22 protein-coding genes and 1 pseudogene are annotated in these 26,963 nt (G+C 44.2%); 6 read left to right on the top strand and 17 right to left on the bottom strand.

What is annotated here, in order from left to right:
- Nucleotides 1–92 precede the first annotated feature (92 nt).
- The 6 genes and pseudogenes from F6K53_RS12590 to F6K53_RS12565 all read left to right on the top strand — a co-directional run bounded on the left by F6K53_RS12590 (nt 93) and on the right by F6K53_RS12565 (nt 4,682).
- On the top strand, nt 93–2,570 hold the full coding sequence (locus F6K53_RS12590) for a polysaccharide biosynthesis tyrosine autokinase (protein WP_293080934.1): 2,478 nt from the start codon (nt 93–95) through the stop codon (nt 2,568–2,570).
- Nucleotides 2,571–2,616: 46 nt separating this feature from the next.
- Nucleotides 2,617–2,826 (top strand): annotated as a pseudogene (locus F6K53_RS12585) (ISKra4 family transposase); the annotation flags it as partial.
- An 83-nt stretch (nt 2,827–2,909) separates the two neighbouring features.
- Nucleotides 2,910–3,332, top strand: a complete 423-nt coding sequence (locus F6K53_RS12580; RefSeq protein ID WP_293080932.1) for a hypothetical protein — start codon at nt 2,910–2,912, stop codon at nt 3,330–3,332.
- Between the two features lie 62 nt (nt 3,333–3,394).
- Nucleotides 3,395–3,907, top strand: a complete 513-nt coding sequence (locus F6K53_RS12575) for a hypothetical protein (protein ID WP_293080929.1) — start codon at nt 3,395–3,397, stop codon at nt 3,905–3,907.
- Nucleotides 3,908–3,952: 45 nt separating this feature from the next.
- Nucleotides 3,953–4,135, top strand: coding sequence for a hypothetical protein (locus tag F6K53_RS12570; protein WP_293017760.1), 183 nt, complete (start codon nt 3,953–3,955; stop codon nt 4,133–4,135).
- A gap of 28 nt (nt 4,136–4,163) precedes the next feature.
- Nucleotides 4,164–4,682 carry a DUF4365 domain-containing protein gene (locus tag F6K53_RS12565; protein WP_293017762.1) on the top strand — a complete coding sequence of 173 codons (519 nt, stop codon included), beginning with the start codon at nt 4,164–4,166 and terminating at the stop codon, nt 4,680–4,682.
- Between the two features lie 216 nt (nt 4,683–4,898).
- Here F6K53_RS12565 and gcvP read toward each other — a convergent pair whose 3' ends face one another.
- From gcvP to F6K53_RS12480, 17 genes are all read right to left on the bottom strand, one after another.
- Complete coding sequence (gene gcvP, locus F6K53_RS12560; protein WP_293080925.1) at nt 4,899–7,868, bottom strand: aminomethyl-transferring glycine dehydrogenase; 2,970 nt, start codon at nt 7,866–7,868, stop codon at nt 4,899–4,901.
- Nucleotides 7,869–8,189: 321 nt separating this feature from the next.
- Nucleotides 8,190–8,597, bottom strand: a complete 408-nt coding sequence (gcvH, locus tag F6K53_RS12555) for a glycine cleavage system protein GcvH (protein ID WP_293017766.1) — start codon at nt 8,595–8,597, stop codon at nt 8,190–8,192.
- Nucleotides 8,598–8,704: 107 nt separating this feature from the next.
- Nucleotides 8,705–8,908, bottom strand: a complete 204-nt coding sequence (locus F6K53_RS12550; protein WP_293017890.1) for a hypothetical protein — start codon at nt 8,906–8,908, stop codon at nt 8,705–8,707.
- Nucleotides 8,909–9,216: 308 nt separating this feature from the next.
- Nucleotides 9,217–12,531, bottom strand: coding sequence for a translation initiation factor IF-2 (infB, locus tag F6K53_RS12545; RefSeq protein ID WP_293017768.1), 3,315 nt, complete (start codon nt 12,529–12,531; stop codon nt 9,217–9,219).
- Nucleotides 12,532–12,951: 420 nt separating this feature from the next.
- Complete coding sequence (locus tag F6K53_RS12540) at nt 12,952–13,227, bottom strand: YlxR family protein (protein WP_293017770.1); 276 nt, start codon at nt 13,225–13,227, stop codon at nt 12,952–12,954.
- A 482-nt stretch (nt 13,228–13,709) separates the two neighbouring features.
- Nucleotides 13,710–14,999, bottom strand: coding sequence for a transcription termination factor NusA (gene nusA, locus F6K53_RS12535; protein ID WP_293017772.1), 1,290 nt, complete (start codon nt 14,997–14,999; stop codon nt 13,710–13,712).
- A gap of 172 nt (nt 15,000–15,171) precedes the next feature.
- Nucleotides 15,172–15,633: a ribosome maturation factor RimP gene (gene rimP / locus F6K53_RS12530; protein WP_070395891.1), complete on the bottom strand. Its 462-nt coding sequence runs from the start codon at nt 15,631–15,633 to the stop codon at nt 15,172–15,174.
- A 491-nt stretch (nt 15,634–16,124) separates the two neighbouring features.
- Nucleotides 16,125–16,319: a hypothetical protein gene (locus F6K53_RS12525; protein WP_293017777.1), complete on the bottom strand. Its 195-nt coding sequence runs from the start codon at nt 16,317–16,319 to the stop codon at nt 16,125–16,127.
- Nucleotides 16,320–16,683: 364 nt separating this feature from the next.
- Nucleotides 16,684–18,225 (bottom strand): hypothetical protein, encoded by a 1,542-nt coding sequence (locus F6K53_RS12520; RefSeq protein WP_293080922.1) that lies wholly within the window; start codon nt 18,223–18,225, stop codon nt 16,684–16,686.
- A 282-nt stretch (nt 18,226–18,507) separates the two neighbouring features.
- On the bottom strand, nt 18,508–19,854 hold the full coding sequence (gene gor, locus F6K53_RS12515) for a glutathione-disulfide reductase (RefSeq protein WP_293040026.1): 1,347 nt from the start codon (nt 19,852–19,854) through the stop codon (nt 18,508–18,510).
- Between the two features lie 229 nt (nt 19,855–20,083).
- Entirely contained in the window at nt 20,084–20,617 is a 534-nt protein-coding gene (locus F6K53_RS12510; RefSeq protein ID WP_293017783.1) for a peroxiredoxin, read from the bottom strand.
- 129 nt (nt 20,618–20,746) lie between these two features.
- Nucleotides 20,747–21,076: a YbjQ family protein gene (locus F6K53_RS12505; protein WP_293017785.1), complete on the bottom strand. Its 330-nt coding sequence runs from the start codon at nt 21,074–21,076 to the stop codon at nt 20,747–20,749.
- 88 nt (nt 21,077–21,164) lie between these two features.
- Entirely contained in the window at nt 21,165–22,556 is a 1,392-nt protein-coding gene (locus F6K53_RS12500) for an NAD-dependent malic enzyme (RefSeq protein ID WP_293017787.1), read from the bottom strand.
- Nucleotides 22,557–22,700: 144 nt separating this feature from the next.
- Entirely contained in the window at nt 22,701–25,562 is a 2,862-nt protein-coding gene (locus tag F6K53_RS12495) for a tetratricopeptide repeat protein (RefSeq protein ID WP_293080918.1), read from the bottom strand.
- 464 nt (nt 25,563–26,026) lie between these two features.
- Nucleotides 26,027–26,296, bottom strand: a complete 270-nt coding sequence (locus F6K53_RS12490) for a hypothetical protein (RefSeq protein ID WP_075904793.1) — start codon at nt 26,294–26,296, stop codon at nt 26,027–26,029.
- Nucleotides 26,297–26,377: 81 nt separating this feature from the next.
- Nucleotides 26,378–26,635 (bottom strand): hypothetical protein, encoded by a 258-nt coding sequence (locus F6K53_RS12485; protein WP_075904795.1) that lies wholly within the window; start codon nt 26,633–26,635, stop codon nt 26,378–26,380.
- Nucleotides 26,636–26,716: 81 nt separating this feature from the next.
- The gene (locus F6K53_RS12480; protein ID WP_293080915.1) at nt 26,717–26,962 is read right to left on the bottom strand and encodes a hypothetical protein; all 246 of its coding nucleotides are present in this window, start codon (nt 26,960–26,962) and stop codon (nt 26,717–26,719) included.
- Between the last annotated feature and the right edge of the window lies 1 nt (nt 26,963).

The raw sequence follows: 26,963 nt of genomic DNA, 5'->3' as shown, positions 1-26,963 counted from the left end.
AAGGTGCCATATCTCTGTATAACCGGTACCAACCAACTCTTGTGTAGTCAACTGTTCTAGGATCCCCCTGATTAAATTGGAAGCGAAACTCAATGGTTCATAACTTTTCTCCCTCTCCTCCCCCAGTTCCAAGTAGTAACGGTAGCTTTCCCCCTTTACCTCAAGGGTCACAGTCGTTAGAACCAGAAGACAGTGAGTGGGATTTAGGGCGTTGGTTTGCGCTAGCGCGACGGCGAGGAGTAGTCATTGTAGGGGTAACAGTGACAGGGATATCCTTCGTCATCCCGAGAACTTTAAATGAAGAGCCAAGTTACGAAAGCAAATTTCGGATTTTAGTAGAGCCTGTTAATGCTGAAAATGACTTAGGCAGTTTAACGCCTGGTTTAGGGAACCAAAACATTCAATCTAGTTTAGACTACCAAACCCAAATTCAAGTCCTGCGTAGTCCTGAGCTCATGGAAGTAGTGCTCGCAGAAATCAAAAAAAACTATCCTGAAATTAGTTATGATTCCTTAATTGGCAATTTAAAAATTACTCGCTTAGGGAAAACTAAGATCTTGGAAATCAGCTACCAGGGAAACGATCCGGATCTTATCCTCACGATTTTAGACCAATTAGCCAAAGTCTACCTGAACTACTCCCTGAACGAGCGCCAGACTAACTTACGCCAAGGGATTCAATTCATTGAAAACCAGTTACCATCTTTACAAGCCAGGGTAAATGAACTGCAAAACCAATTACAAGCCTTTCGACAGCGATATCAGTTCACTGACCCAGAGATGAAAGCTGCACAAATCACGTCTCAAATGACCGCCTTGAAGGAGGAAAACTTAGCCCTTGAACAACAATTAGCTAAAAGCCGCTTCAATCTTAGTTCTCTACAAGAAGAAACTGGGGCTGTGGCCGCTCTTAGTGAAGCTACACTATATCAGGAAATTATTGGTCAGTTAAGAGAGGTGGAAACGCAAATTGCTGAAGAATTAACTCGCTTCCAACCACAAAGCACAGCGATTCGACTTCTGCAAAATCAACGGCAAAACCTCCTGCCGATCCTAGAGCAAGAAGCAGAGCGAATTTTAGGAGCCAAGTTAGCAGAAGCTGTAACTGAAGTGCAAAGGCTTGAAACCCAACGTCAAACCTTATTAGTTGCCGAACAACAGCTAAAACAACAGGATCAACAAATACCTGCTTTAACCAGACAATATAGCGACTTACAGCTAGAAATACAACTTGCTACTGAAGGGTTAAACCGTTTTCGGGCTACCTGGGAAACGTTGCAAATCGAAGCCGCCCAAACCGAGATTCCTTGGGAAGTAATTGAAGCCCCAGTTCGGCCAGTGGCTCCCATCTCTCCTAATATTCAACGTAGTATAACCTTGGGAGCTGTAGCTAGTCTTGCTGTAGGCATTGGTGTGGCTTTGATTTTGGAAAAATTAGATAACGTTTATCACACTGCCCTGGAACTAAAACAGCAAACCAAACTCCATTTGTTAGGGAATATCCCCATTAATAAACAAATAGCAGCAACGCCAAGTAATAACTCCCTAGCCAAAGTAGGAGGTTTATTGTCTAAACCTTTTACGTGGCTAATACCAGCTTTGAAGCAAAAATCAACGCCTTACATCTATGATGGTTACTCCCAATCCTCACACTTTTTGGAAGCTCTACGAATACTCAATACCAATATTCAATTACTGAGTTCAGACCGCCCAATCCGTTCTCTGACAATCAGTTCAGCTCTGCCTAGAGATGGGAAGTCAACCATTGCGGTTTTCCTGGCTCAAACAGCCGCAGCGATGGGAAAAAAGGTGTTATTAGTGGATGCAGATATGCGTAAACCCCAAGTTCATCCAAGATTGGAGTTACCCAAGGAGTGTGGATTAATAAATTTAATTGCCGACGATAACCTAACGCTATTTATTAAAGCGCTAATTAACTACGACAATAATAATATAATTGAAGACCCGAGTATATCTGAATTAAAACAGCTAATTGACACGCTAAATCCCGAATCGACATCTATAGATCAATTAAAAAATAAAATTACAAATCGAATTAAGTACAAATTTAGATATCCATTAAGATGGCTACTTCCAAGTGAAGATCAAATTAATTGCCGGAGTATATCTAACTTAAAATGGCTAATTCAAAATGTAATTACCCAAAAACGACCTGAGCACCCTAACTTATCAATTTTAACTACAGGGGAAATTACTTCAGACCCTACCAAACTGCTCTATTCCGAGAAAATGAAAAGATTAATCAAATATTTCGAGGAAATGTTTGACCTAGTCATTTATGATACTCCCCCAGTTTTGGGATTAGCAGATACTACCTTGCTTACCCCTAGCACCGATGGGTTGATTCTGGTAACTCGGATTGAGAAAACAGACCGTTCTGCTCTGACCCAAGCTCTTGAGAATCTGAAACTGTCTCAAATTAAAGTTTTAGGGATTGTTGCTAATGGTGTTAAAGATGAATATCGTGGCCTTGACGAGGGCGACAAAAACCCTGACGGAAGAGTGCATCCCGATTTTACAGGGAGCATAAAGACTAAAGTTCTGTTTTGACAAATTAGAGCTAAGCTTTGAGAAGTTGATTTATGATCAGATCAGTATGGATGCTGACAAACATGCCCAAATCAAAGCCCACGCCCGAGCAATTGCCGCTTTGCGTGTGCGTAGAAACAGACCCTGAACAGGTTAAAACCTTGGCAGGCATAGAAGAAGCAGTTCGTGATCACATTCTCGAGCATGTCAGCCCAGAGATAGGGGATTTTTTATCCAAACGAGCAGCGGTACATGCGCCGGACGTAAACGCACTATCTTCATCACTCTCCCTATTTAACGGAAACAACTCGATGGGAGCAGCCAGATGCGATCGCAGTTCGTGGCCATTTACGCCAAGTATTGGATCAGGTCGCTGCTGCTATTGGTTCCCTACCGGAAAAACGACCACTGGTAGATTTAATCTTAAGTGGACACGCCCATTGCTTTGAGCATTTGCGTACCCTTGATACTAAACATGCTGACTCCAATTTAAATTGGCTGGTCTGTGGGGGAAGTGGTGCTAGTTTGCGGGGTCAGCGCAAAGATGAGGTTGAAGTGATGGAAATTAGTCAGGGCGGTTATGTTCAAATGGTGGCGCGATCGCTTTTATTTATCGGACGCAAAGGTAAAGGTAGAACAGCTCGCTCTCCTCATACGTTTCTAAGGATTGATGTACATCAGGGTGTGCCCCCTAAGTTTGTAATTCGGCCATTTATAGTTGAGAAACTCAAGAATAAGTGGAGTAGTAGTGCTATCAAACCCTTTGTGATCCAGAATCTGTAAACACTATGGAATTGAGAACTGCTATATTATAATGCGTTGATAGTCATAGGCCATAACAACAAATGAGTAAACTGCGCAACATACTAATGGGTGCTGGTATAGCAGCAGTCGGTGCGGTCGGAACTAAAGTGGCTGTGGATTATTTCCGCAACCGTGATAAAGAAGAGGAGAGGGACGAAAGTGAAGGTGACGCAGAAGTTACCTCTCCCGAAGAAGTTGCCTACGCTATCGTACAAGACAGTTCTGTGCAAAACTTCTTGGATGTTAGCTTTGGAGCTCCTGGTCGTTATGTCCCCACTCGTGCGCCTAAAGTATTCGACTATCAAGACCAACAATATATGGTCATTTGGGCTTACGACAATCAGAAAGAAAAAAACCAAATGTTGGCATTCATCTATACCGATGAGGGTCGTAAGATGGTAGCTAGTGTGGGATACACTGCTGACGCAACGGATTACAATATCAATTTAGACAGCACACCTTTCGCTGTTGAAGTGAATGGGGAACAAATTACCTCTGGTCAAGATCAAACTGACGGAGCTGATGAAGTGGATTTTGTCCTAGCTGGTAGTTAAATCGGATTTTTCATTGGATAATCTCTGAATAATAAAAGCGATCGCTTGTCTACGGGGATAAGCGATCGCTTTTATTTAGCGATGCAGGTACACAGTACACAGGTACACAGGATTTTTTCCTACTCCCTACTCCCTACTCCCTACTCCCTACTCGGTGCTCCCTACTCCCTGCTCCCTAAAACCCAGAACGAAAGTACTGACCCAATTGAAAACTGCTGTAAGCTATAGAGTAAACCATTTCTATAGCTTCCGGTCAATGACGTCAAAAAAACGACCGAGAGAACAAATTATTGCTGATATCAGTATCAATTATGTGGAACGATATGTATTCTTATGTGGTTACTCAGTAGAACGAGTTGAGCTTGAGTACACTTATGGGTTTGACCTAATTATCTTTACCTATGATGCCAATTGTGAACTTGAAAATGGTAAAATTTACGTCAAGCTAAAGGCAACCGATTTTCTGAGCATGCTAGCCGCTGATCAAGAAACAATCGGCTTTCCCCTAGGACGCTCAGACATAGAGCCATGGTTAAAAGAACCAATGCCATGTATTCTGATTGTATACGATGCTCAGCTCGATCTAGCCTATTGGCTGTACTTGCAAGCCTACTTTGAAAACTGGGAAAACTTTGATCCATGGCAAATGGAAGAAACGATTACTGTTAATCTTCCTAAAAAGAATATTGTCAATCAAGATGCCATTAAAAAATTCGCTCGATATAAAAATGATGTGCTGCGCCAGTTACCGGGAGTGATTCGTCATCGTGCTTAGAAACGTTATTTTTGAAGAGTGTGAGCATTTAGCGGTTAGCGGTCAGCTCTCAGCAGTCAGCCATCAGTGCTCAGCTCTCAACAAATCAACAAAATGATTACCTGTTGTCTTGATGCAAAGCGCGAGTGGGGGGAACCACAGCAAAGCGCGAGTGGGGGAAAGCTCCAATACCCCGCTGCCTCACCATCTCCCCACACTCGACCATTGACTCTGGACTTAGATATACGCCTCCATTCCCTCACAAGAACAAACCAAATTCCTATCCCCAAAGGCATTATCTATGCGCCCTGCCACAGGCCAAAACTTGTGTTCCCTTAACCAAGATGCAGGATATGCAGCTTCTTCACGGGTATAGGGATGAGTCCATTCACTGACTATCAAGGCTTCTGCAGTATGGGGAGCATTCTTCAGCTGATTGTCCCTTTGGTCTACCTGACCCGATTCAATCGCTTTAATTTCCTGGCGGATGGCAATCATGGCATCACAGAAACGGTCGAGTTCCTCCTTCGACTCGCTTTCAGTAGGTTCCACCATCATTGTCCCCGCTACAGGCCAGGATACCGTTGGAGCATGGAAACCATAATCCATCAGGCGTTTGGCAATATCATCCACTTCGATGCCCGCAGACTTTTTAAGCGATCGCAAATCCACAATACACTCATGAGCTACTAATCCATTGTTCCCCTTGTACAGAACAGGATAGTAAGGGTCTAACCGCTTAGCCATGTAATTAGCATTAAGAATAGCCACCTTAGTCGCCTCAGTTAACCCCGCACTCCCCATCATGGCAATATACATCCAGGAAATCGGTAGAATGCTGGCACTTCCCCAGGGTGCCGCAGAAATTGCACCAATAGATAAAGTGGAAGGTTGAGGCTGTAAGGTTTTGGGCAGGAATGGTACTAAGTGAGGCATCACCCCAATTGGTCCCATGCCAGGTCCACCCCCACCGTGGGGAATACAGAAGGTTTTGTGCAGGTTCAGGTGACACACATCCGCCCCAAAGTCCCCCGGACGGCACAGTCCCACTTGGGCATTCATATTCGCCCCATCCATATAAACCTGCCCCCCATGGTTGTGGACAATGGCACAGATATCTTTAATCTCTTCTTCAAACACACCATGGGTAGAGGGATAAGTCACCATCAGAGCAGCTAGGTTTTGGCTATGGTGCTCGGCCTTCTTCCTCAAATCATCTAAATCAATGTTGCCCATCTCATCACAAGCAACAGCCACCACCTTTAAGCCAGCCATCACCGCACTGGCGGGATTGGTGCCATGGGCAGAAGTAGGAATTAGACAGATATTGCGATCGCTTTCTCCCCGGTTTTGATGGTACTTACAAATAGTGAGTAATCCTGCATATTCCCCTTGGGAACCAGCATTAGGTTGAAGAGAAATGCCAGCAAAGCCAGTAATTTCTGCTAACCATTCTTCCAGCTGCTGGAATATAATTTGATATCCGTGAGTTTGGGACAGGGGAGCAAACGGATGAATCTTGCCAAATTCCGGCCATGTCACTGGCATCATCTCAGCAGTGGCATTCAGCTTCATGGTACACGAACCCAGAGGAATCATGGAGGTGTTTAGAGCCAAATCCTTACTTTCCAGGCGGTGCAAATAGCGCAGTAACTCTGTTTCTGAGTGATAGCGGTTGAATACTGGGTTGGTTAAGTAGGTACTACGGCGAGCAAATGGTTCATTAAAATCAGCTGTCACCTTAGTTGTTACCTCAGCCGCCAACTCTTCCACAGTAAAGAGTAGGGATGCACTGCTGGGTTCCCCTAAACTTGCAAAAATTTCCCACAAGTCTACTAAATCCCCAGCCGTCGTTGTCTCATCCAGGGAAATCCCGATAGTAGTTGAATCAATAATACGTAGGTTAATTTGACGTGCTTCAGCTGCTTCGATAATTCCGGACACAGAGCGATCGCTTAATTCTACGCGCAAGGTATCAAAAAACGGTTCTGAGCTAATACTGTAACCTAAGCGTTTCAGTCCCTCCGCCAGGATAACCGTTAATTGATGAATTCTCTCGGCAATACGTTTGATTCCCTCTCGCCCATGATAAACTGCATACATTGAAGCTATCACCGCCAACAGCACTTGGGCAGTACAAATATTGCTCGTAGCTTTGTCACGACGGATATGTTGTTCACGGGTTTGCAGTGCCAAGCGCAGTGCTGGTTTACCATTAGCATCTTTTGATACACCAACGATACGTCCTGGTACTTGCCGTTTATAAGCTGCCCGAGTAGCAAAATAAGCTGCATGAGGTCCCCCATATCCTAAGGGAACACCGAAGCGCTGGGTACAACCTATGGCAATATCAGCTCCGAATTCTCCAGGGGGTGTAAGTAGGGTAAGGCTTAGAATGTCAGCTGCCACAGTTACTAAGGCTTTAGCACCATGAGCCTTATCAATAAATTCCCGATAATCGTATATCGTGCCATCCGTTGCTGGGTACTGAAGCAGAGCTCCAAAAATATCTTGGTCAAATTCAAAAGTGCGGTGGTCACCAACAATCACCTCAATTCCCAAAGGTCTAGCCCTGGTTTGTACCACTGCGATAGTTTGGGGATGACAGGTTTGGGAAACAAAGAAGTGTTTGGCTTTCGTCTTACACAGACCATAGCTCATGCTCATAGCTTCCGCTGCTGCTGTTCCTTCATCCAACAAGGAAGCATTAGCAATTTCCAGACCAGTCAAGTCTATAATCATTGTCTGGAAATTGAGTAGTGCTTCGAGTCGCCCCTGAGCAATTTCTGCTTGGTAAGGGGTGTAAGCCGTGTACCAACCAGGATTTTCTAGGATATTCCGTTGAATTACAGGTGGGGTAATGCAGTCGTAATATCCCATGCCAATGACAGACCGGAATACTTGATTCTTAGAGGCAATTTCTTTTAGCTGAGCCAGGGCAGCATACTCGCTTTGGGCTGGTGGTAACTGCAGGGGTTGATTAAGCCAAATAGCGGCGGGTACAGTTTGCTCAATCAGGCTATCTATAGTGGATATACCCAGGACCTTGAGCATTTGCTCTATTGCATCTGGATTTAGACCTATGTGTCGATTGACAAAAGCATCGGTAGATGGTAGTGTTTGTGATGCGGAAAGATTGGGGTCAGATTTCAGCAACGACTGAGTATTTGCTCTATTTTTTTGATCCTGGATATCCAAATTCTGCATAGTAAATCAATTTGTGAATTAAGCAGCGAAGGCGGGGGTCACTTTTGATGGCTGTGACCCCCTAAGTTGGTAAATCTGTAAATCTATAGATACACAAAGCCCGGATGTATAACTAAAGCGATTTAGAACTAAAGCAATTTAGTTCTAAATATACAATATGAAAACCTAGCATTTGACAAGCTAGGGGTGTTGCTAGATTGATTCTAGATACACAACTTTACACAGCTGGGTGTAGTGATGACAACCCTATTTATCAGCTTTTTACAGAACCTTCGCTATAGCTGTATCTTAAGTTACTTGCTGTTAAACCCAATTTATAATCTACTCTGCCTCGACTTTGGCACGGTACTCCTCAGCAGAAAGGACACCCTCCAGTGGGTTATCAGGGTCATTCAGCCGCACTTTAATTAACCAGCCTTCACCATAGGGGTCTTCTGCAATCTGTTCAGGAGCCTCGATCATCTCCTCATTTCTTTCTACCACCGTACCCGATACCGGGGAATATAGATCCGAAACTGCCTTGACCGATTCAATGGTACCAAAGCTTTTGTCATTTTCTTTGTTACCCTTCTCGATAGTGTCGTCAATTTCTGGGAGTTCCAGAAGAACTAAGTCACCCAGTTGGTCAATGGCAAAGGCGGTAATACCAATAGTGGCAATTTCTCCATCAAGCCGTACATATTCGTGGCTATCAAGGTATTTCAGGTCATCAGGATATTCAAAGGCCATGTCAAGTCCAAAATCAGCAGCAATGCTAATTATCCTTCCTCATTTGTCTTTCGTCCAGCAGCCTTTGACAGTTGACCGTTGACCGTTGACAGGAAACCCTAAGGATTTCAGTAGGCAAGCATTTCTAGAGTTTCACGTAAGTAACGACGCACTCGGCTATCAAGACTGTAATCCTGAAATTGTTCACCCAAGGGATGTTCCATTTGCCAGCGTTGGAATCCTGAACTAGCGGCTATGGCTTGTTTAAGACTGTCCCAAACTTGAGTGTCGTGATCTAATGGTCCGGATTCGGATTTAACGAAGCTTGCCATATGCACCTTACCAAAATTTAATACAGATGAATCTAGTTGGGTCATGCTTAAGTGGTAAACTATTAAGCTTACCTGTACACTATCCTATCTGCTTTTTTAGGATTGTGCTTTTAGCAACACTTAATACTTACAATTTGGCAGGGTTAGGGTTGGAGGTTATCGGTTAACAGGTTAAAAGTTGCTTTGGATGGAACCTTGACAATTGCAAGCTTGCCACAGAGCAACTCGTCTCAATAACCTTTAACCTTCAACCTTAAACAAAACAACCTACCCGGCAATGGATGCCTGGGTAAGAACACCCCTCAGCCCTACTTCAGGGAGAGAGTCCGTCGCTTGGTTACCATCTGATAGGTTTCAATGATATCTTTTTCCGCCCAGTCGTTGAATTTATCAACACCCATACCACATTCGTAGCCAGCATTGACTTCCTTGACATCATCCTTAACACGCTTGAGGGAATCCAAAACTCCTTCGTAGATAACTTTGCTACCACGCCGCACTCGTAAACGGCAATTGCGCACGGCTTTGCCTGAGAGTACATAGCAACCCGCAACGGCACCACGACCCACTGGGAAGACAGCTCGAACTTCTACTTCACCCAATGGTTCTTCTACCTCTTCTGGCTCTAACAGACCTTCCATAGCACCTTGAACATCATCCAGGAGTTTGTAGATAATGTTGTATTCCCGCACATCTACCCCTTCCTGTTCAGCTGCTGGTCGAGCACCAGGAGCTAAGGTAGTGTTAAAGCCAACAATAACTGCACCACTAGCAGCCGCTAAGTCCACATCCGTTTCGGTGACTTCCCCAGGGGCAGCCAGTAGAACTCGAATTTGCACTTCATTTTGGGGCAGCTGTTCGAGGGATCCCAGAATAGCTTCCACCGAGCCTTGAACGTCTGCCTTCAAAATCAAGTTGAGTTCCTTGAGTTCACCTTCTTGAGCCTGGGCTGATAATTCAGTGAGGGTAACTCGCCGTGATTTCATGCGAGTTTGCAGGCGAGATTGACGTTGCTGTTGAGCTCTTTCTCCAGCAACTGCCCGGGCTTCTTTTTCGCTCTCAAAGACTTCAAACTCATCACCAGCAGCTGGAACATCACTCAAGCCAAGGACTTCCACAGCAAACGAGGGACTGGCTTGTTCGACTCGCTGTCCTCGGTCATCAAGCATGGCTCTGACCTTACCGAAAACTGAACCAACAACCAGGCTATCACCCACCCGCAGCGTACCGTTTTGCACTAAGAAGGTAGCAACAGGCCCTCTAGCTTTATCGAGGTGAGCTTCAATCACCGTACCTTTGGCTGGTCGATCCGGATTAGCAGAGAGTTCTTCTAGCTCTGAGACCAATAGAATCATCTCCAGCAGTGAATCCAAGTTTTCCCTTTGGATAGCACTCACTGGTACCATGATCGTTTCACCACCCCATTCTTCTGGAACCAAGCCCCGTTCTGATAATTCTTGCTTAACCCGATCAGGTTGAGCTCCGGCTTTATCAATTTTGTTAATAGCAACGACCATGGGAACTTCAGCAGCTCTAGCATGACTAATGGCTTCAAGGGTCTGAGGTTGCACCCCATCATCAGCCGCTACTACTAGCACAGCAATATCGGTTACTTTTGTTCCCCTTGCCCGCATGGCTGTAAAGGCTTCGTGACCGGGGGTGTCTAAGAAGACAACCTGTTGAATTTTCTCCTCATGCTCAACATCTACGTGGTATGCACCAATATGCTGGGTAATTCCACCGGCTTCTCCTTGAGCCACTTTTGCTTCACGAATGGCATCGAGTAGAGTCGTTTTACCGTGGTCAACATGACCCATAATTGTCACCACAGGTGGACGCCGCTCGAGGTTTTCCAGGTCTTGGACATCCAGCATTTCCACCTTAGTCGCAGCAGAGGCTTCTTCTTCCATCTCGACCTTGACTCCCACTTCCTCAGCTACCATTGTGGCAGTAGGAACATCCAAAGTCTGGGTAACACTCACAGCTATGCCTTTGAAGAAGAGCATTTTAACAATGTCAGTTTCTGCAATAGCAAGTTGATTAGCCAGGTCTCTAATGGTGAGTGAGTCTCTCAAAACAATTTGTTCTGGGCGTTTGGGCTGACTTTTCTGTGTACGACGGCGATCGCGCTGATCCGACTTGTTGCTACTACTGGCTTTAGCAGGCTTCTTCTTTTGGTTAACACTGGCAGTATGTGCTTGGCTTTGCTGTTTTTGTAGTGACTTTGGTTTGGGAGGACGAGCCAGAGAAAGACTAACTGAAAATGAACCATCGATTTTGTTATCGATTTGATCTGATTCTGTTTCAATATCATCTTCATCATCCAGAATCATTTTAGGTCGCCGCTTGAGTTTGGCGGATTTACCCTTCTGGGCTTTGTCTTCGTCTTCTCCATTTTCTGCCTCCCACTCTTTTTTCTTAGCAGGTCGGGGGACAGATGGTCGCCGGAGCTTGACCTCCTTGAGCAGTTCCTCAGATTCATTGACTAAGGTGTTGGTCTCTTGATCAGAGCCATCATCTGTCAGACCCGTTGAGTCAGCATCGATTGCTGCTACTTGAGAATTGTCTTTATCAAGACCTGGTTTGGTTCTTTTTGGAGGTCGCTGGAGTTCAGGAACGGTTGGTCTTGGTGAACTAGAACGCTTTGGTGGTGATGTTTCCGAGGGCGTTGACTGTTTATTAATAACAGGGGATTTGTTAGGGGATTTGTTAGGAGTTGGACTCTTTACTGACTTTGAACCGGAAGAACCTTTTTGGTTTGACTTTATCGGTCGTTCAACCTTAGCCGGCTGACTTTTTGATTGTGATACTCTGACAGGAGGTCCAGTTAATTTTGGTTTTTCTGTAATCTTAGCTGAGGCAGTACTCTGCTGTGAAATCTTCTGGACTGGTTTAGCGGCTAGTTCTGGTTTAGCGGCTGGTTCTGGTTTAGCGGCTAGTTCTGGTTTAGCGGCTAGTTCTGGTTTAGCGGCTAGTTCTGGTTTAGCGGCTAGTTCTGGTTTAGCTGCTGGTTCTGGTTTAGCTGCTGGTTCTGGTTTAGCTGCTGGTTCTGGTTTAGCTGCTGGTTCTGGTTTAGCTGCTGGTTCTGGTTTAGCGGCTAGTTCTGGTTTAGCGGCTGGTTCTGGTTTAGCGGCTAGTTCTGGTTTAGCAGCTAGTTCTGGTTTAGTATCCTGCTTAATCTTGGTGTCCTGTTCAATGACCTGCTTAGGTCGATTGAGAGTGCTAGGTTGACGAGGGGGTATAGCAGTCGGCTTAATGGGAGGTTGGGGTGGGATTGCCATTTGATTACTTCTCTGGCTAGAAGTATTCCCAGAACTGCGTTTGTGCTTACGAAGCTCCACAATTTGCTGCTTCCGCTCCCCTTTGGGACGTCGAACTAATTTACCAGAGCTTAACTTAGAACCTTTATTTGCCGATGACTCACCTTCGCTATTGCTTACAGCTGCTAGTTGGTCAGAATATTTTTCGGCTGTCGTGCGAATCCGTTGGGCATCCGATTCTGTAATCGTGCTACTGTGACTTTTAACTGCAATATTGAGTCCTTCACAGATGCTCAAAATTTCCTTGTTGTCCAAATTCAATTCCCGTGATAATTCGTAAATTCTGACTTTGCCGCTGTTCATGCACTATTCCCCTGTCGTACCTACGTGTTGTTAAACCATACTCAACTACTCGAATGACTTTTTACTTTATCAAGCTTTATTGGAAAGCTTAAACGATAAGATAAGCGATGCTCAACAGATAATCAACCATCCATGCTTTTTCGTTGGTGTGTTCACCTCAACGGTAGTTTGATAAGTTTATCTATTATCGCGTGCTTCTTTCCTGTGAAAAAAGCCAAGCAGCATTTTAAATTGACGGTTCGGTTAAACCGCCTAATCACCGCGTATGCCTTTAAAGGTAGCTAGCGTATAATCGAAGTAAATTCACCTCCCTGTTGAAACCAGAGCATCAATAGAACTAATGACTTCCTTAGTATCCTAACGATTACTTATGTTCCCCGGACGAACATACATGGAAGAAATTGCTGCTAGATTCACCCTTTAATTACCTAAATTGGGTTGGCTTGGCATGGTAGCTAAACGCTGCCATAAAGTTTCGTACAGATTTTTTGGCACCGATGCACGCAGTGATCGCCCCAGTCGGTTTTTCTTTTGAGCCGCCGCTAGGCAACTCAGTTGAGGACATAAGTAAGCTGAACGACCCATACCCTGATCTAATTGTACCTTTCGTGACGGATAGACTCGGACAATACGCCAAAACTCCTGTTTTGGTGCTACTTTCCGGCAGCTAAGACAACGTCGATAGTTTGGTTTCATAAGGGTTTTCGGTTTGGAAAATCTCAAAAGTCCTCCTTCTTTAAAGGGTACGGTAGATGGAGGCTTGTAGGGCGTTTGCGATTGGGCAAACGCCCTGTTTTACCTGATTGAGTTACCCAATGAAACCAAAAATCAATGCCAGAAGGCGGTACGGATGTGGGCTAACCGGTGGTGTGAGCAGAAGATGAAAAACTATAGTAGAGATCCTCACACCCTTGAGACTGGGATGACTAACACAAGAATAAAATCACCACACCAACCGGCAGTAGGGGGTAGGGGGAGTAGACTAACCCAGCAATAAGTGGAAGTATTCAATAACTCATTGGCTTGGAAGAAAACTGTAAAAGAATTCTTGACCAAAGCCGAAACCCCACACTCCACTACCATTCTAAACCAACAAGCTTAGGGGTATCATTGTATACCATTACCATTCTCAACCTTGGCAAAACTTTCCTCACCTCAGGGTTAACCCCTAAAATTCCTCATTCTTCTTCTTGAGTATTCAAATCAAGCACTGGCTCAGCATCCAGCACATTTTCTGGTGTTTCTACTCCTTCTTGGTAATCTTCCTGTAACTCATTGCTATCGACATCTTCTTCTTCTAGGGTATCCTGTTTAGACATGTCGGTAGTGTCTTTTTTGTATTGCGCAGCATCTTTAATGTCAATCTTCCAACCCGTAAGGCGGGCGGCAAGGCGAACATTTTGTCCTTCTTTGCCTATAGCTAAACTCAGCTGGTCTTCTGCTACTAAAACATGAGCTTGACGTTCTTCTGGATTGACTAGTAGCACCTGATCCACTTGGGCTGGGCTAAGAGCGTTGGCAATATAGGTAGATGGATCAGGAGACCAACGAATTACGTCGATTTTTTCACCTCGTAATTCATTCACCACAACTTGAATGCGGGAACCTCTAGCACCAATGCAAGCTCCCACCGGATCCACATCTCGCTCCAGGGTATCTACAGCAATTTTAGTCCTTGGTCCAACATGACGAGAAGGAGGATTAGCTTCCCGTGCCACTGCGACAATCCTGACCACCTCATCTTCTATTTCTGGGACTTCGTTGGCAAACAGATAGACCACTAAACCAGCCGCCGCTCTGGATACCACCAGCTGAGGACCACGGTGAGGGCCTTCCCGGACTTTTTTGAGATAAACCTTAAAGGTGGAGTTAATGCGATAGTTATCATTGGGTAGCTGTTCCCGTTTGGGCAGTTCGGCTTCTACCTCTGGCCGACCAAAACCACTGCTGAGCGCCATAATCACAGACTGCTGCTCAAATCGTAGTGATCGAGATTGCAGAACGGTTCCTTCTAGGTCTTGAAACTCTTCTTTAATCAGCTTACGCTGCTGGTCTCGGAGTTTTTGAGAGAGCACCTGCTTGGTTTGAATCGCTGCCATGCGACCAAACTCTCCTTGGTCTGGAGTCACATCCAAAACCACTGAGTCTCCCAATTGTGCTTCAGAGGCAACTTCCTGGACTTCTTTGAGAGAAATTTGATGGTCACTATTTTGTACCTCTTCGACAATGGTTTTGGTAGACAAAACCCGGAAGCCTTCTTCTTCAATATCAAGATCCACTTCAAAGTTGTCAAAATATTCTTCGTCAAAATGAAATCGTTGGTCTAGCCGTTGAGAACGGCGATAGCGCTCATAGCCTTTTAGCAGTGCTTCTCTTAATGCCTGTTGAACTGCAGACCTAGGTAAATTGTGGCTTTGACTAATTTCTTCTATCATTGCCTTAAGTCCAGGCAAACTAACTATCGACATCAGCAAATCTCCGTCTTAAATCTATCCATGGCAATTGTCTTGGGATTTAAAGTAAATCAAGTTCAACTTCAATCCTCAGCCTTGAAGCTTGTAGGGGAGAAGCACTTGTAGATCTATAGTCGAGCCATTGTCTTTAACAAGTGCTGCACCCCTAGCAACCTTCAAGAAAAATTTAACCCCCATCATCCAGTTTTACTCTGGACACGAGCTGACGGGGAATGGCAAACGCACGACCCTTGAGATTGAGATAAACTCCGCTCTCATCCCGGCGAATTAACTGCCCGCGCCACTCTTGCTGCCCCTGATAGGGTTCAGATGTCTGAACAATCACACCAAACCCTTTGAAAGAAATGAATTCTCGGTCTGTGCTTAAGTCCTGTGTGATCCCAGGACTGGAAATTTCCAAAACGTAGGTGTCTAAAATGATGTCCTTAGCATCTAACTGAGCTTCTAAAGCACGACTCATGCGTTCACAGTCATCCAAGCTAGTGTCACGGATGGGGTTGCGGATATAGACACGCAGCACCGGTGGGCGTCTGTTGGTCTGGAAGAGAGCCTCTACAATCTCTAATCCTAAATCTTGAGCCAATGGCGTTGCCAAATCGATTAGTTGTGGAATCAGGGGATGAGTCATGGCACCAATCCAATAAAAAAAGTGGGGTCAACCCACTTCATGGCAAAATCTTCTCCAAGAAGTCTAACCGCCCAAAAGCTTCTGCACATCTAGTTAGCACAAGCCCAATCTCTAGTTACTGGTCCTGAGCTATTGTTGACAAGGTCATGGGCTCGAAGACTCTAAACCCTAGGACAAACCGGAAACTTCCCGCAGAATCATTGATTAGGAGTTACCAGCTTGCCGTTGCTATGTTTGAGTGTGACAGCTCCCACACTGACTCGTTGAGTTCAGTGTAGGCTTCCCAGCCAATCCAGCTATTGCTTAGGAGGCGCTGGGCTTTAAGAACGGACTGCCCTGCCGCTCTGTTTTCTTGAGGCGCGACCCCGTAATTTAATTCGCCATAGGAAAGCGCGCCTCCATGTCTTTTTTTTAAAACTGTTGTGCTGACAAACCAGCATTTAAGGCCGTAGGCCACGCTACGCGAACGGCTTTGTTTATCAGTACGCATATTATAGCAATTCCATGCATACCCTGTGCAAAATTAATCCCACACTCATGGCATAGCATTGAGATGTGGGGCTTCTTTTGCCGGAAGCTAACGCAATTAGCAGCTCAAATGCTTGCCTGATCAAAACTTGAACATGGGTAGTTTTGAGGTCTAATCCCTGCTTGGTGTCTGGTGCGTCGGCACTTTCCCACTTCACAGCCCTTTTCCTCAGAGCAAGCTGACCCTAGAAGTCAACTTGGTTTTTGTTGACCCATAAGTATTTTAGCTTATGGGCATTATTCGGTCAAACTGTATGATGATCTCTGACTATTTACAATAATTTAAAAAAATGTTTATTTTTTTTTATTTCTATATTTTTTTAATTTCATACTAAGTTGCGATCAAAGGTACAACTTTATCTGCCCCCAATCTCCCCATCTCCCCATCTACTATCTTTGAATGCAACTCGGTATCAATCATCAATTGAATGGTTTTACTGTCAATTAACCTAGTTTATAGATCCGCTAATAAAAAAACAATCAATTAATTATTGGAATAATCTTAATTTTTTTTTACTACTGTTATTCCTGAAATCTTTGACGAATTGCTCTGGTTTCATCTAAGATTTTATCTAAGTCTTCTTCAGATAAGCGCCGGACATAATTTATTTTGAATTCCTCTAACCAAGCTGTGATCAAATACTGAATCTCCTGTAATCTATCCTTGGTCTTAATTTCTGCCCCTAAGACTTCCCTTAAATTTTTGAGTAGGTGTTCCAGGAGTTCGTCGGCAACTGGGTCTTCTTGTATCAGAGTATTAATCCCATCATAGAGTGCCTCAAAAATGTTTTTCACTAATTCCTCTGTGAGCTGCTTCTGGAATTGTCCCAGTCCTGGTACATTCTGAAGTCCCTGATAAAGTGTGGACTGTTTAATCCCCATGTCCACATAGTGTTTCATGAGAGCCTCTAGATCAGGACGGATTTTGGGTAAGACTTGATCAACTGTCATCTTTACCATGATGGTGGTGAGCTCTGACACTTCATCAGTGTCATTAAGGTCAATGTAGGGGCGGACTTCCTGTTGAGACAACCATTTGGTAATTTCACCCCGGCTAATGGAGCCCTGAACTTCGTTAATAATTTGAATGACGACCACTTCCGTCATCTCTTGAGCAATACTGGCAACAAATCCCGAGCGGATTTCTCTGGTAATGACACTCAGGTCTATTAATTTAGCTTGACCTAAACGAATGGTAACGGGAATAATTCGTAACCACCGCCATAAGGGTATTAGCAAAAATATGTCATACCAGCGCCACAGCATGGCATTTTGCCACTTGAGTCCAGAATGACGGCGACTGATTAACCAGGTACGAGCCAAAAACTCTGTACCAAATAAGATAAAATATGGGAAGTCAATCAGTCCGAATAGGTCTACGAATTCCCCATTTTCTCCAATTGGACGGTAATAGTTAGTTTCTATTAAGGGTTTAATCTCGGTGTTAAAAAATCCCAAACCTTCCTCTTGACTATGGCTTGCTAAGTACTTTTGAGTCCAGAACTCCTCAAATGACTCTTTTGCTGACTTATCAGGATTTTGTATATGCTTACGCATCTTATTTTTCAGCTTTTCCAAGTTTCCAGTTTTATTGGCTACTTGAAAAGGATTAGTATCAATCATTTCTAAGCTAAGTTTGCGCAGCTCCTTAAGTTTTTTTTCTACTTCTATAGACTCTTCTATAGAAGATAATCCTATCTTGTTAATCTGATTTTCTATTTGCTCAACTTTGTCCAAATATTTTTTAGTATCTCGGTTGTCTTCAATACCTTTAAATTGGTCGTAGAATGGAGTGATATCAGGAATGGGAATTGATAGGGGAAAGCCTTTGGATTTGATCGGACCAATGCTAAAGCTAAATACCTGAATTTTCTGATGTAGCCAGAAATCTCTTAAGGGGATATAGCTGAGGTCAAACACCACCAAGAGTAGGTTAATCAAGGCGATGATCGCCATTAATCGTTCAAACCAAAGAATGCGGCGGGTTTTAACTTTATTAGGTATTTTGACGAATTTTTCTAATTTTTGTAAAGATGACATCGGGAAACTTGGGCTTTCTAGCACTAGATGCTGATGTTTAACTCAATACATCTGAGTTAAACATCAGCTATTCCTTCCTGATAATACAGTTCTAGCCGCTTTTTTAGGATTTATTCTGATTCAGTAGTGTTGATATTGAGAACTTAAAGTATTTAAGCACTTAGTGACAATACCGGTTTGACAGCATTAGTGAATTGAATTGCTATAAATTTTCACATCTGATTTTAAAGCGCTATAGTACGAAACTAGGGCGTGTGCTCACGCCCTAGTTACAACTAACTGTATTTCGAAACCTTTTTCAGTCCCTTAGCGCATTGTGACAAACTCTTCTGCAGAACTGGGATGAATTCCAACAGTAGCATCAAAGTTAGCTTTGGTAGCTCCAGTTTTCAATGCGATCGCAATTCCTTGAATAATCTCTGCTGCATGGTCTCCTACCATATGAGCACCCAAGACTTTGTCAGTGTTTTGGTCAACCACTAACTTCATCAGGGTTTTTTCATCCCGACCGGGTAGAGTATAGTACATCGCTCTGAACCGAGAACGATAGACTTTTACCGCATCCCCATATTTCTCCCGTGCTTCGGCCTCACTTAGACCAACCGTAGCTGCTTCGGGTGTGGTAAAAATTGCGGTTGGGACATTCTCGTAGCTCATGATCCGGGATTTGCCACCAAATACGGTATCGGCAAAGGCACGACCTTCATTAATCGCAACGGGAGTTAAGTTCATGCGGTTAGTACAATCTCCTACCGCAAAGATATGGTCTTCTGTGGTAAGACTGTACTTATCGACTGCGATCGCACCGTTTTCAATTGCTACTCCAGTATTCTCTAAACCTAGATTCTGGATATTGGGTATACGACCTGTGGCAGCTAAACTGACTGCATCAGCAATTATAGTTGTTTGTGATTGTCCTTGTACCGTTACATTCAGACCGGCTGATGTGTTTTCAATAGCGATGATCTTACTGTTATTTAGCACGCGAATCCCATGGTTCTCCATGGCTTGTTGAATCTCGGAACCGATTTCCGCATCAAATCCCCGTAAAATCTGATCACGACGAATAACCACCGTGACTTCAGAGCCTAAGCCATTGAGAATACAGGCAAACTCGACACCAATATAGCCACCCCCAAGAATCACGATCCGTTTCGGTTGTTCCTTGAGGTGGAAGATATCATCAGAGGTAATCGCGTGTTCAATTCCAGGAATATCGGGCTTGACTGGATGTCCTCCTACTGCAATCAAGATTTTCTGGGCAGTTACTTTGCGTCCGCCAATGTCTATGGTGTGGGAATCCACGAACTTAGCATAACCCTGAAACAGTTCCACCTTGGAGTTATCCAACATACGTTGGTAAATGCCATTGAGGCGTTCTGTTTCCTGATTGACTGCTGTGATCATTGTTGTCCAGTCCAGGGTACTGTGTACCTTACTCCAGCCATATCCCTGTGCCTCTTCAAATTGATCAGGAAAATGGGAGGCATAAACCATCAGCTTCTTAGGAATGCAGCCACGATTTACGCAAGTTCCACCTAAACGGTCAAATTCTGCAATGCCTACTTTTGCCCCATATTCTGCGGCTCGTCTAGCTGTAGCAATTCCTCCGGAACCTGCACCAATAACGAATAAATCAAAATCGTAGCTCATGACTCCCCCAAACTTCTGAATTACTATTCGGTTGAAAGATTACTTATTTTTGGTAGATAGGCGCAATAGGCGTCGGAGGTAAAATTTTACTGATCGTCCAAGGTAATGATTGTTGTATCACTCTCAAGTCAATCCACGATTATCAGGACTTACGCACCAAACTGAAAACAGTAGAGGCGTTGCAGGTAACGCCTCTACTGATAAAGCCTTAACTAAGCTGGGAAGTATCTCAACTTTTAGCTGACTTCAAGTATGCCAACATGGTATCTGCATCTGAGACCTCGAAGGGATCGGTAGGGCAGTTATCTTCATAGCCTGGTTCTACAAACATTTTTTCAATCTTGCCGTTATCTACCACCATAGAGTAGCGCCAAGAACGCATACCAAAACCGAGATTATCTTTTTCTACCAACATCCCCATTTTGCGGGTGAATTCCCCATTACCATCGGGTAGCAAGAAGATATTCTGAACCCCTTGCTGTTTGCCCCACTGGAACATCACGAAGGCATCGTTGACAGATAAGCAGATCACTTGATCAACCCCTTGTGCTTTGATCTCGTCATAGAGTTCTTCATAGCGGGGTAAGTGGGTTGATGAACAGGTGGGTGTGAAGGCACCAGGAAGGGAAAATAGCACGATACGCTTACCGCCAAAAATTTCCTGTGTAGTGCGGTCTTGCCAGCGGAAGGGATTGGGTCCAGCAACTGACTCATCTCTGACTCTGGTCTTAAATACTACGTCGGGTACTTGATTGATAACCATCTTGTCTTACTCATTCCTTTATGATTGTTACTCTTTAATCGTAGTCGTAACGAGTATGAGTTGTCAAGGAAATTTAGCGGATTTAGTTAAACAACAGTTGACGGGTACCCGTCAACTGTCAAGCAACCCTTAATTCTTGATTTTGATGGCTGTGCCAGTCGCGGTAATCAGTAGCAGCACCCCCTTTTCATCAACGTTAATTGTGCCAGTATCCATAGCAATGCCAATCACAGCATCTGCTCCTAGTTCTGAGGCACGTTGCTTCAATTCTTTGAGGGCTTCTTGGTGTCCTTTTTCAAAGACTTTTTCATAACTGCCAGTACGTCCTCCGATTAAATCTCGAATACCAGCAAAGAAATCTCGCAGTGCATTGGTGCCGTAAACCACCTCAGCAGTGACAACGCCCAAATACTCTTCAACAATCGCACCTTGAATAACATCAGTAGTAGTTACAATCATCAGTCCTGCCTCAAAAAATGAATCAAATGCCACCAGAATAGCTAATTGCTATGGCTTAATCATGAAATTATCGAAATACAACTACTTATTAATGGCATGCTACACCATCCTGACGTGCTGCCCTTTGCACCGCAGCAGCAACCGCAGGAGCGACTCGCTCATCAAAGACAGAGGGAATGATATGTTCTCGATCTAAATCACTGGGATTAATCAGGGATGCGATCGCAAAAGCTGCTTCGAGACACATATTCACGGTAATGGTTGACGCCCGACAATCTATAGCGCCACGAAAAACCCCTGGAAAAGCCAGAACATTATTAATCTGATTGGGATAGTCACTACGACCTGTAGCCATTACTGCTACATCATCTACTACCAATTCTGGCTGAATTTCCGGGATAGGATTAGCCATAGCCATGACAATGGGCTTCTTGGCCATGGACCTGACCATGTCTGGGGTTAGAACCCCAGGTACACTCACCCCAATAAACACATCGGCATTACCAATGGCACCAGCGAGAGTACCCGAAGCATCCACAGCAAATTCTTGCTTTTGCTCAGTCAAGTTAGGGCGTTTAGTAGAAATAATGCCTTGGGAGTCGCATATCCAAATTACACCTGCACCAGCTTTACGGAGTAACCGGGCAACTGCCATACCGGCAGCGCCAGCTCCATTAATAACAATTCTTACCTCTTCTAGGGATTTCTTGACTAGCTTCAGGGCATTGGTCAAGGCAGCAAGGGTGACAATAGCCGTACCGTTCTGGTCATCGTGAAAGACTGGAATATCTAACTCCTGCCGGAGTCTGGCTTCAATATCAAAGCAACGGGGAGCACTGATATCTTCTAAATTAATACCACCAAAAACCGGCGCGATAGTTTTAACGGTTTCCACGATCTGATCCGTATCTTGGGTAGCTAGGCAGATAGGAAAAGCATCAATACCAGCAAACTCTTTGAACAGCATTGCTTTACCTTCCATCACTGGCAAAGCGGCTTCTGGCCCTAAGTTACCCAACCCCAACACTGCACTGCCATCGGTGACCACAGCAACCATGTTGCTTTTAATGGTAAAGGAGTAGACCTGTTCTGGGTCAGATGCGATCGCTTTACAAATCCGACCTACACCAGGAGTGTAAGCCATAGCCAATTCAGATTGATGCTTGAGGGGGATTTTGCTGTTGACACTGATTTTGCCACCGCGATGGAGGTTGAAGGTGCGGTCATAGACATTTAGGATTTGGACATCGGGAACTTCTGACACCGCTTGTACAATCTGTTCAGCGTGTTCAGTGCTAGCTGCATCTACGGTAATCTCGCGAGTAGCAATTTTCCGAGTTTTCTCCACCACCATAATTTCTCCCAATTGACCGCCAACAGATGCGATCGCTTGAGTTACGCTGGCTAACATCCCGGCACGGTTGGGGTATGTTAAGCAAATAGTCAAACTGAAACTAGGATTTGGGGTCAGGTCTACCATGCTGTCTGATCTGGGATTATAGAAATATGTTGGCGCAAGCTCATTTCCTGCTATATCAATCTAGACTAAACTAGACTTTAGTTCATAGTTGATCGCAAGCATGGAATAGGAATTATTTGCCGGACCCAGGAGATCAAGAGGATTCTAGCCTCCAATCAACTGCCAGAACCGATCATCTTCTGAAATAGCCTCAAAATCCGGGTCATTACTCGCCTCTTCCCGATACCTTGGATTTAGCTCAATCGCCTGCTCTAGGTTTTCCACAGCTAAGGTGACTTGACCCTGGGAAGAATAAACGATTGCTTTGTTATAATAACCAGCAGCATACTCAGGTTGAATCTCCAAAGCCCGATTAATGCTTTCCAATGCCTGATCATTCTGTTCTAGCTTGACTAAGGTAGAACCTCTGTAATTCCAGGCTTTGTGGGAGTCGGGATTTAATTCAATAGCCTTGTCAAAAGAAGCAACAGCTTCTTGGTATCTTTCTAATACATCCAGAGCCATGCCTCGATTCAACCAGGCTACTGTATTATCTGGCTGAACTTGGACAGCTTGGTCGAAGGATTCAAACGCCTCTTCATGCTTTTGTAGCATTCCCAGTGCTACTCCTCGGTCAACCCAAGCTTGATGATAGTTTGGCTGAATTTCTAGGGCCTTGTCATAGGAAGCGATCGCATCTTCGTAGCGTCTCAACCGTCTTAGGGTCATGCCCCGGTTTAACCAGGCTTTGTAGTGGTCTTGCTTGAGTTTAACCACCTTATTAAAAGCAACCACTGCTCCTTCATACCGCCGGAGTTCCATCAAAGCCAGACCTCTTTGATACCAGCTATCTGGGTCATCTGGCTTAAGCTCAATTACTTTGTCATAGGACGCGATCGCATCTTGATACTGCTGTAATTCCCATAATGCCATACCTCGCTGATACCAAATATCAGGGTTATTCGGTTGAAGGTCAAGAGCTTGATCATAGGAAGCGATCGCATCTTGATACTGCCCTTGAGAGAATAGAGTATTGCCCTGATTCACATAGTCATCTGGATTCAAGAACAATTTAGGATGGTTCGATTTGAGGCGTTCTAATTGTTCCGTCAGAGTTTGAGTGTTTTGCAGCACTTCAGACAGAGCAGCTTCTGCAATGGATGTTGGGGAAATCTCTGCTAGTTGTTGTAGAATTTTATCCTTCTCGGTTTGAGCCTCAGATTCCACCTCAGACAGCTGAGCAGCCAAGGTGGTTTCCAATTTGTCCAGATTTTGAATGATTATATCTTTTCGCTTTTGAATGTCCGACTGTAAATCAGAAAGTTGAGTTTTCGCCTCTGTTTCTAATTTTTCCAGACTCTGAATGGTCTGAGCATTCTGGGTTTGAATTCCTGACTGAGAGTCAGAAACCTGAGTTGTTAAATTAGCCTCTAGCTCTTTCAGATGCTGGAGAGTCTTATCGATTTGCACTTCAATCTTCGACTGGGATTTTGAAAGTTGTTCAGTAATGTCAGTTCCTAATTGCTCTAGCTTCTGAAGAGCTAAATCGATTTTATGTTGAGCTTTTTGTTCAGCCTCCACCTTAATGTCAGATAGCTGAGGAGTAAACTCTGTCTCTACCTGTTTTATATTTTCTAGTATTAAATCCCGTTGCTGTTGAGCCTTGGCTTCAAGTTCAGACAATTTTGAGGCAAACTCTGTCTCTGATTGGTTCAGTTTCTCCAATACTTTATCTTGATGCCCTTGGACATTGGCTTTGAGTAAAGATAGTTGAGGAGCAAAATCAGAGGTGAGTTTTTCTAGATTCTTGAGGTAACTGTTCCTTTCTTTATCAGCCTTTGCCTTAAGCTCAGACAGTTCAACAGCAAAATCAGACTCTGATTGATTTAGTTGCTGCAGGACTTTATCCTTATGTTCTTGTACATTACCCTGAACTTCAGATAGTTGAGGAGCAAAGTCAGCCCTTGATTTTTCTAGGGTTTGCAGGTAATCTTCGCTTTGTTTTTGAGCCTTGGCTTTCAAGTCAGACAGTTCGGAGCCAAACTCAGTCTCTGATTGGTTCAGTTTCTTCAGTATTATCTCTTTCTGGGCTTGTACATCCGCCTGGATTTTCGATAATTCTGGAGTAAATTCAGCCCCTAATTTTTCGAAATCTTTTAAAGTTAAGTCCTTTTGGTTTACCGCAGTTTCTTTCAGGTCAGACAGTTCGGAGCCAAACTCTGTCTCTAATTGCTTCAGTTTCTTCAGTATTGTCTCTTTCTGGGCTTGCACATCCCCCTTGAGTTCAGATAATTGGGGGGCAAACTCAGCGCTTAAGTTTTCTAGATACTTCAGAAAACTATCCCGTTGCTTTTTAGCGTCTTGCTCGAGTTTAGACAGTCTTGAGGCAAAGTCAGTCTCTAATTGTTCTAGCTCTTGTTGAGTATCGGTTTTTTGCGTCTTGATTGTCGTTAATGCCTGTTGCTGGGACTGAGACAATTTGGATAGCAGCTTAGATAGATTTTCTCGTTTAACACTTAGGTCTTGTTTAAACTCTGCCGCCTGCTGATCTAGCTCCAAAGCAATGTCTTCAGTTTTTTCGAGGATACTTTGAACATTTTTATTGGCACTGACAATCCTATCTTCCAAGTCAGTCAGTTCATTGAGGTGAGCTCTCACGATTTGGGCAACCTCACGAATCACAGACCTTCTTAGCAGCCACAACGCTGCGATCGCAGCCACCAGTAGCAGTACCAGAGTGACCAACACAACCAGCAAAACATTAGACAGGAGCGTCACCCGCTGAAAGCTAAGATTCGCATCAGTTTGAACTTGCTTTTGACTTGAGCTCTGAGCGACTATCTGTTTTGGAGGGTCAGGTTCGATGGATTGGGCACTGCCAAGGCCAACAGGCAACAGGAAGAATGACAAAACAATAGTGCTTCGCCACACCAGTGCTAACATGTGTTGATTTTTACGCTTCATCAGAACGTCCTTTCTCTGTTGGTCATCTTGTACTGCCCATAGAGGCTCTATCTTACGTGCCAAGATCAACTCCCCTACTTAAATCCATTTCTTCTAGTTTGCCACCTCCATGACTGAAAGGGTGAATGCCCTTTGATCCCAGTTTGCCAATCAGTAGACCAATCAGTAGACCACAGTTAACACACTTTTGGTTACACCAACAGGTCCTTCTCAGCTTACCCCCTAATCAGCTATGGGGCTATCCAAGCTATAGCAAGTCTTCAAAGTAGCACTACAGATGCAGATGGCCAGAGGTCGGGATGACCAGATCGGGAGATGGCCAGATGAAATTGATGTGCAATTAATCCAGGAATTAACGAGAATCCCTACCTTCTGAAGGCAGGGATTCTCGTTAATTGGTATAATGTAGTATACTGTCAAGGAAACTTAGTACTAGTGCAGGGGAAACCGAAATAAGTGAAATGACCAGCTCCGACCTCTGTAGATGAAAGTGGTGACTTATTTCTGCGAGCCTGGACTAGGTGGAATCAGTAAAGTTTACGTTCTTCCCACAAGAAGCAGTAGTACGGTACACTGCCCAAGCCAGCATTAGTCAAAATTGATACCTTTATGACTGGGTTGGGTTCACAATTGTCTTCCTCAGATATCAAATCTAGGTTGGCCTGGTTAAAGAAGATGCCTGAAACCCGGCTTTTGATAGCTTGGAAATTATGGGCAATCCCAAGGAGCACAGATGACAGCTTTTGCCAGACTACAGCAAAGGTTGGTTTGATGGTTTCGTTAATTGTTGTTAGCATGTCAACACCCTTTATAGTATGGATTGAAAAAAAATTGTCTTAAAATGCACCCTTTTATACCCATGGCCTACTTGCACTGCTTCAACCTTTCCAAAAGAAGCAGTAGTACGGCACAGTGCCCAAGCCAGCATTAGTCAACATTGACACCTTTATGACTGGGTTGGGTTCACAATTGTCTTCCTCAGATATCAAATCTAGGTTGACCTCGTTAAAGAAGATTCCTGAAAACCTGGTTTTTATAGCTTGGAAATTATGGGCAATCCCAAGCAGCACAGATGATAGCGTTTGCCAGACTACGGCAAAGGTTGGTTTGATGGTTTCGTTAATTGTTGTTAGCATGTCAACACCCTTTATAGTATGGATTGAAAAAAAATTGTCTTAAAATGCACCCTTTTATACCCATGGCCTACTTGCACTGCTTCAACCTTTCCAAAAGAAGCAGTAGTACGGCACAGTGCCCAAGCCAGCATTAGTCAACATTGACACCTTTATGACTGGGTTGGGTTCACAATTGTCTTCCTCAGATATCAAATCTAGGTTGACCTCGTTAAAGAAGATTCCTGAAAACCTGGTTTTTATAGCTTGGAAATTATGGGCAATCCCAAGCAGCACAGATGATAGCGTTTGCCAGACTACGGCAAAGGTTGGTTTGATGGTTTCGTTAATT

It is taken from the genome of Moorena sp. SIO4A1, assembly GCF_010672065.1.
GTDB lineage: Bacteria > Cyanobacteriota > Cyanobacteriia > Cyanobacteriales > Coleofasciculaceae > Moorena.
The sequence above is the reverse complement of the archived record's forward strand: the minus strand, read 5'-3'. Positions and strand labels throughout refer to the sequence as shown.